Annotated in this window: 14 protein-coding genes and 1 pseudogene; 8 read left to right on the top strand and 7 right to left on the bottom strand. The window is 49.9% G+C overall.

Translation table 11 applies throughout. The annotated features are described in order from the left end of the window. Nucleotides 1–88: 88 nt before the first annotated feature. From BWI93_RS00190 to BWI93_RS00175, 4 genes and pseudogenes are all read left to right on the top strand, one after another. Complete coding sequence (locus BWI93_RS00190; protein WP_094808165.1) at nucleotides 89–715, top strand: hypothetical protein; 627 nt, start codon at nucleotides 89–91, stop codon at nucleotides 713–715. A 56-nt stretch (nucleotides 716–771) separates the two neighbouring features. After that, a pseudogene (locus BWI93_RS00185) lies at nucleotides 772–1,784 on the top strand (YpdA family putative bacillithiol disulfide reductase). 274 nt (nucleotides 1,785–2,058) lie between these two features. Then, nucleotides 2,059–2,754 carry a deoxyribose-phosphate aldolase gene (gene deoC, locus BWI93_RS00180; RefSeq protein ID WP_094808164.1) on the top strand — a complete coding sequence of 232 codons (696 nt, stop codon included), beginning with the start codon at nucleotides 2,059–2,061 and terminating at the stop codon, nucleotides 2,752–2,754. Between the two features lie 81 nt (nucleotides 2,755–2,835). Further along, nucleotides 2,836–3,756: a sugar phosphate isomerase/epimerase gene (locus tag BWI93_RS00175; RefSeq protein ID WP_094808163.1), complete on the top strand. Its 921-nt coding sequence runs from the start codon at nucleotides 2,836–2,838 to the stop codon at nucleotides 3,754–3,756. Nucleotides 3,757–3,873: 117 nt separating this feature from the next. On the opposite strand, the gene BWI93_RS00170 is transcribed toward BWI93_RS00175, so the two are convergent. Continuing rightward, nucleotides 3,874–4,908, bottom strand: a complete 1,035-nt coding sequence (locus BWI93_RS00170) for a hypothetical protein (RefSeq protein ID WP_094808162.1) — start codon at nucleotides 4,906–4,908, stop codon at nucleotides 3,874–3,876. A 238-nt stretch (nucleotides 4,909–5,146) separates the two neighbouring features. On the opposite strand from BWI93_RS00170, the gene BWI93_RS00165 reads away from it, so the two are divergent. Both BWI93_RS00165 and BWI93_RS00160 read left to right on the top strand, forming a co-directional pair. Continuing rightward, complete coding sequence (locus BWI93_RS00165) at nucleotides 5,147–5,773, top strand: hypothetical protein (RefSeq protein WP_094808161.1); 627 nt, start codon at nucleotides 5,147–5,149, stop codon at nucleotides 5,771–5,773. 47 nt (nucleotides 5,774–5,820) lie between these two features. Continuing rightward, nucleotides 5,821–6,990: a glutathionylspermidine synthase family protein gene (locus BWI93_RS00160; protein WP_094808160.1), complete on the top strand. Its 1,170-nt coding sequence runs from the start codon at nucleotides 5,821–5,823 to the stop codon at nucleotides 6,988–6,990. A 266-nt stretch (nucleotides 6,991–7,256) separates the two neighbouring features. On the opposite strand, the gene BWI93_RS00155 is transcribed toward BWI93_RS00160, so the two are convergent. The 6 genes from BWI93_RS00155 to BWI93_RS00130 all read right to left on the bottom strand — a co-directional run bounded on the left by BWI93_RS00155 (nucleotide 7,257) and on the right by BWI93_RS00130 (nucleotide 12,985). Further along, nucleotides 7,257–7,604 carry a heavy-metal-associated domain-containing protein gene (locus BWI93_RS00155; protein WP_094808159.1) on the bottom strand — a complete coding sequence of 116 codons (348 nt, stop codon included), beginning with the start codon at nucleotides 7,602–7,604 and terminating at the stop codon, nucleotides 7,257–7,259. Nucleotides 7,605–7,730: 126 nt separating this feature from the next. Further along, nucleotides 7,731–8,066 (bottom strand): four-helix bundle copper-binding protein, encoded by a 336-nt coding sequence (locus BWI93_RS00150; protein ID WP_094808158.1) that lies wholly within the window; start codon nucleotides 8,064–8,066, stop codon nucleotides 7,731–7,733. A 64-nt stretch (nucleotides 8,067–8,130) separates the two neighbouring features. Next, nucleotides 8,131–9,465 carry a hypothetical protein gene (locus BWI93_RS00145; RefSeq protein WP_094808157.1) on the bottom strand — a complete coding sequence of 445 codons (1,335 nt, stop codon included), beginning with the start codon at nucleotides 9,463–9,465 and terminating at the stop codon, nucleotides 8,131–8,133. Between the two features lie 104 nt (nucleotides 9,466–9,569). Further along, nucleotides 9,570–10,115, bottom strand: a complete 546-nt coding sequence (locus tag BWI93_RS00140; RefSeq protein ID WP_094808156.1) for an AraC family transcriptional regulator — start codon at nucleotides 10,113–10,115, stop codon at nucleotides 9,570–9,572. Between the two features lie 139 nt (nucleotides 10,116–10,254). Beyond that, nucleotides 10,255–12,465, bottom strand: a complete 2,211-nt coding sequence (locus tag BWI93_RS00135; protein WP_094808155.1) for a TonB-dependent receptor — start codon at nucleotides 12,463–12,465, stop codon at nucleotides 10,255–10,257. A gap of 76 nt (nucleotides 12,466–12,541) precedes the next feature. Continuing rightward, nucleotides 12,542–12,985: a hypothetical protein gene (locus BWI93_RS00130; RefSeq protein ID WP_133163316.1), complete on the bottom strand. Its 444-nt coding sequence runs from the start codon at nucleotides 12,983–12,985 to the stop codon at nucleotides 12,542–12,544. Between the two features lie 237 nt (nucleotides 12,986–13,222). Here BWI93_RS00130 and BWI93_RS28390 point away from each other — a divergent pair, with 237 nt between their 5' ends. Further along, nucleotides 13,223–13,504 carry a hypothetical protein gene (locus tag BWI93_RS28390; protein ID WP_255157661.1) on the top strand — a complete coding sequence of 94 codons (282 nt, stop codon included), beginning with the start codon at nucleotides 13,223–13,225 and terminating at the stop codon, nucleotides 13,502–13,504. After that, nucleotides 13,501–14,472 (top strand): MFS transporter, encoded by a 972-nt coding sequence (locus tag BWI93_RS00125; RefSeq protein ID WP_255157660.1) that lies wholly within the window; start codon nucleotides 13,501–13,503, stop codon nucleotides 14,470–14,472. Before BWI93_RS28390 ends, BWI93_RS00125 begins: the two co-directional genes overlap by 4 nt. The last annotated feature ends 52 nt before the right edge of the window (nucleotides 14,473–14,524 follow it).

The raw sequence follows: 14,524 nt of genomic DNA, 5'->3' as shown, positions 1-14,524 counted from the left end.
TTTCTCAAACGGCTCGCCTACCCGCGAGCCGTTTCTTTTTATACCCTCCGATCATTTTGTTCTCACCTACTTTTCATAGGTTTGGTACATGGAGGAACTGCAATCGCTCATACAATCCGTATCGGATGCGTCGTACGCTGAAAAGCTGGGAGCTTTTCTGGACAAACACTACGGAGATACCCAAACCCGTACCTATCACAACTGGGAACACATCCATCAGATGATGGCCTTATTCCGGACCCATCAGCCTCAGCTGCACGATCCCGAGGCGGTATTGCTCACGATCTATTTCCACGATGTGATCTATCAGCCGCTGTATACTAACAACGAACTGCAAAGTGCCGAACGGGCTCAGGAATGGCTGTCCAAAACGGACCTCCCCACGGAATCCATCCGCAAAGTATACGAGTACATTCTTTCCACGAAAACGCACGCCAACCACACTGAAGATCAGGATCTGGACTATCTGCTGGATTTTGATTTGTCCATTCTGGGTAGTGAGCCTGATCGTTATCGCCTGTATGCACAACAGATTCGACAAGAGTTTCACGAAGTTCCGGAGCTGATGTACCGCGAAGGTCGGAAACGCATTCTGGGCGTCTTTCTGGCCATGCCTTCCATTTTTAAAACGGAACCTTTTCAGCACCAGTACGAACAGCAGGCCCGCATGAATATTGAATGGGAAATCAAGGCCCTGGATGAACCGGCAAACTGAACCTTTCGTAGAAGGGTTTGTTGATTTTATCAGAACCTTTCTTCTGATTTTTGAACATGGCAGATCATCAACTATACGACGTAGTCATCATTGGCGGCGGTCCGATTGGACTGGCTTGCGGACTGGAAGCCAGAACAAGGGCCTGCGGTACGTGATTCTGGAAAAAGGCTGTCTGGTCAATTCCATTTATAATTACCCAGCCAACATGACGTTTTTCTCCACCAGCGACCGGCTGGAAATTGGGGGCGTTCCTTTTGTATCCAACAATGCCAAACCGACGCGTTCGGAGGCTTTGGAGTATTACCGCCGCGTGGCGATGTCGTACCGACTCAATATCCGGCTTTTTGAAAAAGTCGAAGCCATTGAGGATCATACGCAAAGTATCGACGCGATTGAACATCGTCAGTATCTGGTGCGAACCAGCAAGGCTTCTTACCTGACGGCTAACGTGGTGATTGCCATTGGCTTTTACGATACGCCCAACCTCATGTACATTCCGGGCGAAGATTTACCGAAAGTAACGCACTATTATCAGGAACCGCACTTCTACGCGGGCATGAACGTGCTGGTCGTTGGAGCCAATAATTCGTCCGTGGATGCCGCTCTGGAAACGTATCGCAAAGGAGCGAATGTGACCATGGTGATTCGGGCGGGTGAAATTGGACGTCGGGTGAAATACTGGGTGAAACCTGATATTGAAAACCGGATTGCTGAGGGGTCCATTAAAGCCTATTTCCATTCCAACCTGACGGAGATTCGGGAAACGGAAGTGGATATTCAAACGCCCGATGGTCTGGTTACCATTCCTAATGATTTTGTGGTAGCGGCAACGGGTTACCAGCCTAATTTCGATTTTCTGACGGGCTCCGGCATCGTACTTTCCAACGACGAAAAGCGATATCCCTCCTACGACCCCGAAAACCAGGAAAGCAACAAACCCGGCGTTTATCTGGCGGGCGTTGTTTGCGGTGGCATGGACACGCACGTCTGGTTTATCGAAAATTCCCGCATCCACGCCGAGAAGATTATCGAGAAAATTAGTGCGGAGCGAATGGCGGTAAATGCTTGAAGTCATAAGTGAATGACAGAATGAGCGAATGGAGAGGAGACGTCATTGATTCCGCAGATAATGGACTCTTTTATGGCTCGGATCCGTATTTCAACACTTATTCTATCATTGCTTCTCCTAGCCTCGGATTGAAATCCGAGGCTGGTATATGGGTCAGTCCTACGGACTTTCTTCGTAGAGGATTGGTAACCTTCCTTAGATTTGAAGATTGAGTCAGGACTGAGGAGCTCGCCTCACCAACCAACAACGATTAACCATTAACTACCAACGATTCATGTCCGTCCTTTCCAAGCTGATTGATCACGCCCTACTCCACCCTACTCTGACGGATGCCGAACTGGAAGCCGGTTGTCGGCTAGCGATTCAATACGATGTGGCCACGGTTTGCATTAAGCCTTATGCCGTTTCCAAGGCAGCCCAATGGTTAGCGGGTAGCCGTGTAGGCGTCTGTACGGTAATTGGTTTTCCGCACGGCAGTAATACCATGGCGGTAAAAGTAGCCGAAACCATCCAGGCTTGTCGGGACGGAGCTACGGAAATTGACATGGTGGTCAATATCGGGAAAGTACTGAGTGAAGACTGGACCTACGTTCGGCAGGAAATTCAGGCCGTTCAGGAGGCCTGTCAGCAACAGGAAGCCCTTTTAAAGGTCATTTTTGAAAATGATTTTCTTCCAGCCGATGCCTATAAAATCAAACTCTGCGAAATCTGTACGGAAATCGGCGTAGCCTTTGTTAAAACTTCTACCGGTTTCGGATACGTCAAACAACCCGATGGTTCGTTCCAGTCACAGGGAGCCACGCTGGCAGACTTACAACTTATGCTTGATCACATCGGCCCGAACGTCGCCGTTAAAGCTTCGGGGGGTATCCGCACGCTGGAGCAGGTACGCCATTTACAGGCCATGGGCGTGCAACGCATCGGTACCAGCTCAACGAGTTCAATTTTGAATGAAGGAATGATGGAATGAATGAGTAAGTGTAAATCTCGACTACTCTTTTTATTGCTCACTCAGTCCATCAACTTACAACGATAAACCAACAACTAACGAATGCTCGACCTCGGCTTTGTATCGGCTATTTTGCCGGATTATAACCTCGAAAACGTCTTAAAATTTGCTTCCCAGCACGAATTCAAATGTGTGGAAATCATGTGCTGGCCAAAGGAAAATTCCGAAGCCCGCCGATACGCGGGCGTCACCCACATTGATGTAGACGATCTGAACGACCAAACCATCGCTACGATCCGCAACCGTACCAAAGAATACGGCGTTTCAATCTCCGGTCTGGGCTACTACCCCAACCCGCTCGATCCCGATCCGGAAAAAGCGGAGTTCTACCGGGAACATATCAAGAAAATCATTCGGGCGGCGGCTCAGTTGCGTATTCCCGTGGTAAATACGTTCATCGGACGGAATCCGAAGCTGACGATCACGGAAAACCTGAAGCTCTTTGCCGAACACTGGCCCGCGATTGTGAAAGTGGCCGAAGAACACAACGTCAAGATTGGTATCGAAAACTGTCCGATGTGGTATACCGACGACGAGTGGCCCGGCGGCAAAAACCTGGCGACGACACCAGCCATCTGGGATCGGATGTTTGAGATTATTCCATCCCCTATTCTGGGACTGAACTACGATCCAAGCCATTTGATCTGGCAGATGATGGACGAGATTCGTCCCATTTACGATTACAAAGACCGCCTGCATCACATTCACCTCAAGGATGTGAAAGTATATCGTGAAAAGCTCAATCGGGTGGGTATCATGGCGAATCCGTCCGAGTACCACTCACCAAAATTACCCGGCCTGGGCGACGTAAACTGGCGGGGCTTTTTCGCAGCCCTGACCGACGTTCGGTATCGTGGTCCGGTAGTAATTGAGGTAGAGGATAAAGCGTACGAAGGCAGTTTGAAAGATGTACAAACGGCTATTCTAACTTCCCGGAATTACGTACGGCAGTTTCTGGGTTAGTGAATGGCCACAAAGGCACGAAGTTTCACTACGAATGATTCTAGTTTACTACGTTTTAGCAAGCTGTCTTTTACCTTAATTTCTTGGTGAACCTTCGTGCCCGTAGTGCCTTCATCGCTAAAAACCTCCTTGTAATGCCAGATATTCAGCCACCAACGCCAGCGAATGAGCCGGACACTCCCAGTTGATATGGCTCAGTTTCCAGGAGGCCAGCCAGCGGGTTTGAGGATAATAATTCAGTAGCGGGGCAATGGAAAAATAATGGTTCCGGCTTTTCTGAATCAGCGTTTTCAGGGACCAATCGGCGGGAATAAGTGCCGGTACCGTTTCGCCCAGTCGCAGCAATGTCGTCGCCAGCATGATCTGATCCATGAACGTACGGCATTGATACGCTTTCATATCCTGAATCAGGCGTTCCCGGCAATCTGGCAGTACGGGCACCTCTGCCAGCAGTCGGCCTACGTGATACATAATCAGCGGCGTAGTGGCATAGTAGGCCGACAGTTCCAGCGGATTTTTCAGGTACTCCCCCGAGCGGATGCTGTAGTCAATAAACGCCAGTACATCCTCATCAAACGCATCGAGTGATAAGTGTTGGCGAAAGACCCAGAGCATTACGTTCGAAAGCGTGCTGGTATCGAAGTCAATCGGCATGTTTTCGCCAAACCAGGTCGAGTAGATTTTTTTCTTCCGAAAGGCCTGCGGTCCCGTTTCGACCCAACCCTTGACCGTATTGGCATGAGCCCGTAACTTGGCCTTCAGCCATTGGTTTTCTTCCGGCGTTCGGGGCGTAATCAGGTAAATCATGACCGTATCATCTACATCGTCGGGCAACTTAAAGTGCCGCGTCCGGTGCATAAGTCTACCGTTTGGGAAGTGGCGGGACGGTTGGGTTTGGTAGAAATTATACGTCGCCAGCCCATCTTTGTTTTGGTAGAGCGGGTACGTAGCAGCGGCCTGGGTCGTTATGGTATCGACGCATTGCTGACTTTCGGGTGAAAGCCGGGTACGGATTTCCTGAAGTGTAAAAACCGTAATAGCCGTAAAGAAGATATTGGAATCTTCCCGGCGGTATCCGAGTTCTGTTTTGAGTCGCTGACTCGGAAAAAGTCCGGCGGGGTAATACGCGTCGCCTTGGGATTGAAGCGACAAAAGGTGTTTTAGTATAGCATCAAGCAAAGCCCTCATACGGTACAAAGAAACGGGTTCCCGCTCACATGTACCCGGCTCTGCTGAAATTCATCCCAAAATCTCCGGATGAGTGATCCGGGAATTTACCGCTGATCCCATCCGGTTTCGTTCCATCCGGGGCTCGTACCATTTTTGTAGAACATTTCGGAACATCTTAACCTGCTACGCTAGCGTTAAATTCGTACTTAACATTACATCTATGACACCCACCAAAAAAGGAACCTTTGTTCGTAAAGCGAAAGACATCACCATTGGCGGTACCCTCACGCTCGCTCTGCTCACCGGAGCGATCACTTTACAAAGCTGCGGAAATAATTCAGAGGAACGGCAGTACGAAACCCGCGAGGAAACCACCTTCGGTAAGGGCGTACGTACCTACATCACCGAAACCAGTCCGGGCGAATTTAAAATTACAGATGAAGTATCCGTAGCTGCCGATAGTGCTCAGGCCATTGTTCGGTACTACGACGGGCACCGGGATACGCTGACGGCTCAGGCTGCCAAAGCACTCATTGACAAGGAAGTCATTAACAATCAGCAGTATCACGCCGGACATAGTGGTTTGGGTAGTGCTCTGCTTTGGGGGGGTATGGGCTATTTCCTGGCCAATTCGCTCAATAACCGACGGTATCAGCAATACCAGACGCAGTACGGCGATCAGCAACGTTCCCGGTTTTACACGAATCCGGCGGTCTTCAGCCGTTCAAACAACGTGCGTCAGGAAGTACAAAGCTCCCGCCGAACCCAAACGGTCCGTACGTCACGTCCATCGGGTGGCCGTAGCGGATTCTTTGGCGGTAGCCGCAGCCGTAGTTATGGTGGCTAAGCGTACGTATCTATTGAATACTTGTTGAAGAATATCCCCTCAATCGAATGAAAATTAAAACCTTACCTACGGCTCCAGAAGCCCAGCTTCGTCAAATTGGCTGGGACTGGATGCTGGGTTCCGATACACTTCCTTACCTGACTCATGAGTTGGTAAGTATTAACCAGACCGAGGCTCAGGCGTATTATGACGCGGCCAATGATTTGTACGAACTATTCGTAGAAGCCGGACAAGCCGTGATTGATCAGGAACGTTTTGCGGAACTGGGCATTCCCAAAAACCTGATTGAACTGATCAAACTCTCCTGGAACGACGACCGCCATTTACACCTGTACGGTCGCTTCGATCTGGCGGGAGGCATTGACAGTAAGCCCATTAAACTGATTGAATTCAATGCCGATACGGCTACCTGCATCCCCGAGACGGGCATTGTGCAGTGGGCCCACCTGAAGGCCAACGGCCTCGACGAAGCCGCTCAGTTTAATACCTTGTACGAATCGCTGGTGGAGAACTTTGAAATTCTACGGAATCTCAACTCTGACCTGACACCTACCCTACTGGTGTCGGCCATGCGGGATACACCCGAAGACGACGCCAACGTACAGGTGATTGGCGAAGCGGCCAAAGAGGCCGGTTTTGATGTAGAGTATGCCTACGTGGATGAAGTGGAATTTTCGCCAAGTGAAGGCCTCTTTCGCCAAAATCCGCAAAATGGCACATTTGAACGCTTTGATTTCTGGTTCAAGCTCGTTCCCTGGGAGTACATTGCCTGGGAAGAACCGGATCTGGCGGATATTCTGACGCAGGTGGTTAAAAACCGGAAAACGGTAATTATCAACCCCGCATATACTCTGCTATTCCAGTCCAAGGCTATTTTGAAAGTTCTCTGGGAATTGAACCCCAATCATCCGCTCCTGCTGCAAACGCAGGCCCAACCCTTAGCGGGCAAGGCTTCGGTTCGGAAAGTACTCTTTGGCCGGGAAGGGGCCAATGTAGAAATGCTCGATCCGCAGGGGAAAGCTACCGACCAGGCCGAGGGTGAATACGGAGAACAGGATTCCATCTATCAGGAATACGTGGAATTTCCGGTGGATCCACAGGGTAATCGCTATCAGGCGGGGGTTTTCTTCGCGGGAGAAGGCTGCGGGTTAGGTTTTCGTCGGGGCGGGAAAATTCTGGATAACTCCGCTCAGTTCTCGGGGCATCTGGTGGAGTAATTCGTTTGCTGTTTTCCGTTTTTGTCCCAACGGTACGAAGGTACTACGTTTCACAAAGGTACGCTTGCACCGATTTAAAACCGTCATGGACTGATCGGTGCAGCAATGGTTAAGCGTCTCCGACGCGACATGCCGCAAAATTATTTCCTTCAAGACTACAAACACGAAACCCCGGCGTCATTCGGAACAAAATTCCTCAATAACGCTGGGGTTTCCTTCTTAACGCCAATCCACTGAAATTAGTAAACCGAAAACGGTAAACTAAACTACTCGTGGTGACTCATTTTGCTGTCTTTTTTGCAGCAGGCGGGCAGTTTTTCGTAACCTTTCGCGTCGGCGGGTACGGTGTCGGCGTCGTAACCCGTTTTCGTGATCGTTTCCTTAATCTGCTCTTCGTTCGTCTTCTTGGGGTCGTACGTTACCGTTACGACTTTATCTTTTAAATCCAAATTGGATTCTTTAACTCCTTTCGAAAAGGCCAGATTCTTTTCAATCCGGGCTTTACACATGCCACAAATGGCCGAGGTTTTGATCTTTACGGTTTTGGGTTCGTCCTTCGCCCAAACCAGTCCGCTCAGCAAGAGGCAGCAGGTGAATACGAGTGATTTTAACATAAGCGTTGTGTTGATTAAGTGATAAACAAAGAGGGTTTTCAAATCATTCCGTCATTTTTCCTTTTGTTATTTCATTCGTAAAAATGACGGCATCCCGACTGGTTTGAAGCCAGTCGGGATACACTATTAAGCGGCAACCATGCTTTCGCATACTTCCGCACAGTGGCGGCAGGCTTCGGCACAGCGGGCACAGACTTCGTCGCCGTGCTGGGCGTGTTTTTCGCATTCGGCCGCACAGGCTTTACATACTTCCGCACAGAGTTTACACAGATCCATGGCAAACTGAGAATCCCGGGCACACAACCGGGCACAGGTCGTACAAATTTCGGCACAGTCCCGGCATAACTGAATGCACTGGGTACGGTCCATGTGATGATCCATCTTCGTGACGCAATTCGTCACGCAGGCTTCGCAGGTTTTTACGCAGGCCAGACAGGCCTCGATACAAGCTTCCTTATTCATAAGCAATCAAGGTTTGGTTGGTATACGGTTTGAAATGTAAGCGTTGAAGGAAGTTTGATCCTTTTTATATCTTCAGGCGGGTTGGCGTGAGTCGCACATACACCTGACCCGATACGGGCGTACTTCCGTAGAGGTTATTTAACGCCTGATCTTTCAAGAAAACCGTGCCCTGCACCCCAGCGACCAGCCACAACTTACCAACCTGAGCCACCTGATGATTGTACCCCAAACTCAGGGCATGAACATTGTAAAGGGCATTGCCCGGTATCACTAACTCTTCAGCCGATTTCTGTACCCATTCGTAGCGACCGTACAAGGCCCAGGTGGCGTGTTGCCAGTTGGATTCCAGTAAGACCGAGTGTTCCTGATGATGGTCGCCCGCGTCGTTGTAACCCCAGGAAGCCGTGGTACCTAGCCAGCTCGTTTTGCCCAAGGTTTTCAGGTGCTGTACGGATGCAGTCGTTCGATTCACGTTTTCGCTGGGATGGAGTGATTCGGGGGAATGAATGTAGGCTCGCGAAGCCTGTAAGGACCAGTGCATGGAAGGATTCCAGGAAACCCGGTAGCTGTATGAATCAAAGCGGGGACGATCGAAATTGTACCGATTTTCGCCGGGTTCGCGTCCCGTAAAGCTCGACCCTTCCAGTTTCACCTGCCCTACCCGTACGCCCAGCGTTGCTACGCCGTACGTAATATGCGTCGCATCCTGCCAGTGGTGACTCAGAGTAGCGTCCGGATTATTCCAGGCCGAGAAACGGTGCATGAAGGCAACGGGCCCCAACGCTGGTTCGCCCGGATAGCCGACGTAGGCCGAGACATCCACCTGTTTACTCAATCGTTGGGTATAGCCTACGGTCAATCCAGAAATCAGATCGTGCGGGTGTTGCCGATCAATCAAGGGGCGATTATTCCAACTTTCGCCCGTTTGAAATAAGAGCGGATACCCATTCCCGCCTTCCGTCAAAGGATCGAGCGAAACCATCAGCGTTGCCGCGAAAAGTCCATTTTTGCCCACCTGCCGCTGAGCCATCCCCATCACCCAGTTCGGTGCCGAGATTCGGTTATCCTGCCCCCGCTTACCGGAATTCGTGAAATTCTGAGCCGTATACCGCAGAAAAACGCTTCCGTGAACCATGTACATCCACTTCGACCGATGGGCCATCCAGGCGTACAAAGGTGTCGCATCGGGTTGCCAGCCCGTACCCGAACCATTCCGGTTCATGGGCAGGCTCAGCGAGTACAAATGCGTCATGGTATGCTCGTGCATACGTCCATGAGCCGTGGAATCGTGGTGAACCATCGGCTTTTTGATACTGTCGGCGTGCATGTGATGCTGCTCGTGCTGAGCCCATACGGAGCTTGACGTTAGCAGCAATCCAATAATGAGGTAACTTTTCATGGCTTTGTAGGAAAAAACTGGGTTCGTTTTCCGGATTCAACAAAAGTACTTACGCACCGTATCACCCTTTTTACAGGATTTTGGATGGCTTTTGTACGATTTCGTCAGATCTGATCGAGTGACTGCCGGTTTACGGCCTCGGTGAGTCGAAATTGGCTGGGCGTTACTCCCGTCACTTTTTTGAACTGATTCGACAAATGAGCAACGCTGCTGTATCCTAATTCATCGGCAATTTCACTGAGGTTGCGTTCCCGATAGCTGAGTAATTCCTTCGCCTTCTCGATTTTCAGTCGAATCACGTACTGCTCGATGGTTTGCTGTTCACCTTCCGAAAACAGCTTGCTCAACGCACTGTATTCGCGGTTAAGCTGCTCAGCCAGATAGTCCGACAGGTTCTGCCGGGCGGGCTGATTGATATACGCCAGCACCAGCCGTTTGATCTGGGTGACGAGTTGCTTGCGTTTATCTTCCAGGACTTCAAAGCCTAGTTGCTCCAGTCGCTGTTGCAGGCGGGACCAGTCCGGCACGTCACCGTTTACTTCCACTTCACCCAGTTCGACGCGTTCTGGCGTCATGCCCAAGTCTTTCAAAGTTTGCCGAACCACCATCTTGCAGCGATCACAAACCATGTTTTTGATGTATAATTTCATTGTTTCAGTTGTCGGTTTGCGGTTGACGGTTTTCAATTAAAATGGCTGTCAAAACCATACCCTTTCAAAACGGCAGCTCTCAAAACTTTATGTGAGTCGTAGTTCATTGAAAACTGAAAACCGTCAATTGAAAACTACTTTACTCCCCAATTTTATACCGAAATCCCACGTAGATCATTCTTCCGATGACAGGGCCCCAGACCATGGAGGCGTCGAAGTTTTTTCCGAACGGATCGTTTGCTCCGATGATTGGATTTTTCTGAGTGAAATTAGCCAGGTTTTCACCGCCTACGTACAAGGCCCAGGTTCGGAAATTCTTGGTTACCTGAGCGTTGAAATTGGAAAAAGCCGGAGCATATACGGAGGTCAGAGTACCGTCGTGACTATGATCGGTATTCGGAATCCGTCGCCGACCGTTCCACTGCCAGGTAAAGTCTACTTTCCATTTTTCGTATTTGTCACTCGCCCAACCCACGTTGAACAACACCCGATCCCGGTTGACGAACATCTTGGGTAAGAGTACCGTTTCGCCGCCGGGCGTTTGTACGCTTTGCTGAACGTCGAACCAGCGATACGCCAATTTAACCTCCGTACGCGGCAGCGGCTCGATGTTCCATTCTACTTGAAAACTATTAGCGAAACTCACTCCCCGCAGGTTGTACACCGAAATGCGATCCGCCGTTTCCATATCGATGATGAGCTGGTTCTGGAAGTCCGTTCGATAAAAATCCAGCGTGAAATTTCCCTTGCGGCCAAACCATTGCAAGGCTTTCGTCAGACCCGCTCCGTAGTTCCAGCTTTCTTCCGGGTTCAGCCGCCGATCCAGTACCGACCACGTGCGGGAGTTGACGAGCATCCCGTAGTTTTCGGCTACGGCATTCGCTACCCGCCAGCCTTTTCCGGCACTCAGTCGTAGATCAAATTCAGCGGGCAGGTGGTACAACAGGTGTACTCGCGGCGTAAACCGGGTTCCGTACAGATTGTGAAAGTCCACCCGGCCACCCGCTACCAGCGTTAGTTTCTCGGGAATGGTGTAGGTATACTCGCCGTATAGGCCCGGTACGAGTTCTTTCCGCGTAAACGTTGAATCCTGGAAACGCTCGTTGTAATCATCCAGCATGAAACTGGCTCCGGCCTTGTATGTATGCCGCGTATCGCCGATGATATTCTGATAAATCAGGTTTCCGTACAAAGTCTGCTGGATACCCGAATAATTTCGCAATCCAAACCGGGCCGACGCATCGTGGTAGACGCCATTCAGAATTAACGCCACCCCTTTGTAAGGTTTGGAAGGAAACAATTGGGCAGTCTTGCTGAACACTTCCACGCGATGGGTCCGGTTGCCGAACTCGTACACGCCGGGACGATCTTTTCCGGCTTGTGTCTGTCCACCCGTCCGATCTTCGTACAAAGCCTTCACGCCAAATTGCGTCATCCAGCGGTCGGACTGATACTTCCAGCGATTGATCACATTGGCCTGCGAGTACAGCGGCACATCCAGAAAGCCGTCGCCGTTTTTGTCAATGCGGTTTTGCAGCGTGCTTCCGTGACTCAGTAAACCCACCGACCATTTTTCGTTGAGTTTGCGAGCCAGATTCAGATTCAGCTCACCCCGACCAAAGCTGTTGACGTAGCCGTTCAAAAAAAGTTTATCGGGACCGTCGGGTTTGGCCAGCTCGATATTAATGGCTCCGGTCATGGCTTCATAACCGTTCACGACGCTACCCACGCCCTTGGATACATCGATGGAGCTGATCCAGGTGCCTGGCGTATAATTCAAACCGAACGTAGTATTCAGGCCCCGGATGTTGGGAATATTTTCGGTGTTGATCTGGACGTAATTTCCGGCCAGTCCGAGCAACTGAATCTGCTTGGCTCCGGTTACAGCGTCTCCGTAATTGACTGATACGGAAGCATTGGTTTCAAAGCTTTCCGAGAGGTTACAACAGGCGGCTTTCGCCAGGGCCTTGCTGGTAATAATTTCCGTTTGAATGGGATTAAGGCGGTCGATACTGGTGGCCGAACTCGTGACGGTAACTTCCTGCAACTGATTCGTCGATTTCAGATAAATCGTTACCGAAGTCAGCGAATCAATCATTAAAGTATCGCTTTGGTAACCCACCAGCGAGACTACCAGTCGGCGTTGATCGACAGTTTTGAGAATGGAAAAGGCTCCCTCCGGATCGGTTTGCGTATGAATGGACGTACCGAGCCAGTAGACGTTTGCTCCAACCAGCGGCTCGTTTTTGCCGTCGGCTTCAGCTACTTTCCCCGTTAACGTTTGAGCAAAAGCAGCCGAAACACTCCACAGGAGCAATACTCCAGTGAATCGTATTCGCTGAAAAAACATAAAATGATGGCTTTGTTGAACAAAAAGGATTCGTCTTCGAAGCCAGGCTCCGAAGGTTACGATCAACCAGCCGTACTCAAATTAGGAAAGATTGGACAAAGGAAAGCAGGGTACGCCCCGCTAGCGGGACCGCCGCCCGAGCCGAAGCCGTACCGTAGAGTAGCGACTGAATGGCTTCGGTCAGTAACTGAAAGAAGGTAAACGCAAAATGAGCCGTAAACTCTACGACCATTTTCACGAATTTGGCCGCCAGCTTGGTTAGCGACGAGGTATACGGAACGTGTTCGTACCGTACTTCTTCCTCACAGCATTTTTGCTTTTTGAAGGTCTGGTGCGTTGGCGTTGAACTGCCATTCTTTGTACAGGCAGGGCAGCTCTTCTTATCCATCGACACCAGCGATACTTTCTTCTTGTTCCGGATATGGCACGTGTGCTCCACCAGGCCGAAACCAGTAGAACTGATCAGGACGATCAGCACCATAAAGACGTTAAACAAGCGGAAAAGTAACGACGGTTTCATGCCGTAGATGATTTAGGTACAAAGGTAAATTGTATTTCCGTATCTCGCTGATTTTTCAATCGTTTTGTAAACAATCTCCAGAATTATGTAAATCCTCGCTAAGCTTTTCTCTCTAGCTCTTTTATTCTTTGGATAATCCTGTACTAATCTAAAAATACGAATAATTAAGGGACAAAGGCTAGTTTATAAGTCAGGAGGTCTATTTTTGTCAGTCAAAGCATTCTAAAACCGCTCTTCATGGCTCATTCTACACTAGCCGCATCGGAACAAAAAGCAAAGTTTACCGAGAAGAAATACCTCGTCACACTCGTTTTTGTTACGTCTTTATTTATGCTCTGGGGCTTTGCAATCTCCATGGGCGATGTGCTCAATAAACACTTTCAGAACGTTCTGCACGTATCCAAGGCCGATTCCGGACTGGTTCAGTTTTCCATTTTCGGAGCGTATGCCATTATGAGTTTGCCCGCCGGCTTTTTCATGAAAAATTCGGTTACAAAAACGGTGTCCTGCTGGGTTTGATTCTGTACTCGTGCGGGGCCTTTTTGTTCATTCCGGCGGCGAGTTCGGAATCATTTGGATTCTTCCGGATTGCCCTGTTCATTCTGGCCTGCGGACTGGCAACGCTTGAAACCGTTGCTCACCCTTTCGTAGCGGGTCTGGGCGACGAACGTACGAGTGACCAGCGAATCAACTTCGCCCAGTCGTTCAACGGCCTCGGTACCATCATTGGACCCCTCGTTGGTACGTATCTGCTGTTACGGGAAGGCAGTGAAAGCCACGATCTGGAATCAGTAAAGTCCCTGTACCTGATTATCGGTTTTATCATTGCCGGGATTGCCGTCCTGTTTTCTTTCGTGAAGGTGCCTTCCTTTCAGGATGCTCACGCCGTATCGCCCGAGGCGTACGCAGCCCATCCCGAAGCCTTTAAAAGTGAGAAAAAGCTTTTTCAACACCGCCATTTTGTGTGGGCGGCCATTGCTCAGTTTTTCAACGCCGCGGCTCAGGGCGGTACCTGGGCGTACTTTATCAATTACGGTCACGAGAAAATGGGCTTCTCTGATGAAACGGCTGGTTACTACTTCGCCTTTAGTATGGTGATGATGACCGTAGGTCGTTTTGTAGGAACCTTCCTGATGAAATACATTGCTCCGAATAAACTGCTGGCTGCCTTTGCCCTGGGTAATATTCTAATGTGTCTGATCGTGGCTCAAAGCTTTGGCTGGCCGTCGTTTATCGCGTTGCTGATGCTGAACTTCTTCTTTAGTATCATGTTCCCCACGATCTTCAGTCTTGGATTGAAGGATCTGGGTCGCCATACGCAACAGGGGTCTTCATTCATTTCGATGGGTGTGGTTGGTGGAGCTTTCTTTCCCTACATCATGGGAACGATTGCTAACACGGACGTAGCTTCGGCGTATTATCTGCCCATCATCTGTTACGCGGTAATCTTTATTTTTGGTGCGAAATTCGCTAAACCAACGGCTTAATTTTGCTGTAAATCACTGCGAAAAAGGCCCTCCGGTTTAAACCGGAGGGCCT

The organism is Siphonobacter sp. BAB-5385, assembly GCF_002261125.1.
Classification (GTDB): Bacteria; Bacteroidota; Bacteroidia; order Cytophagales; family Spirosomataceae; genus Siphonobacter.
The sequence above is the reverse complement of the archived record's forward strand: the minus strand, read 5'-3'. Positions and strand labels throughout refer to the sequence as shown.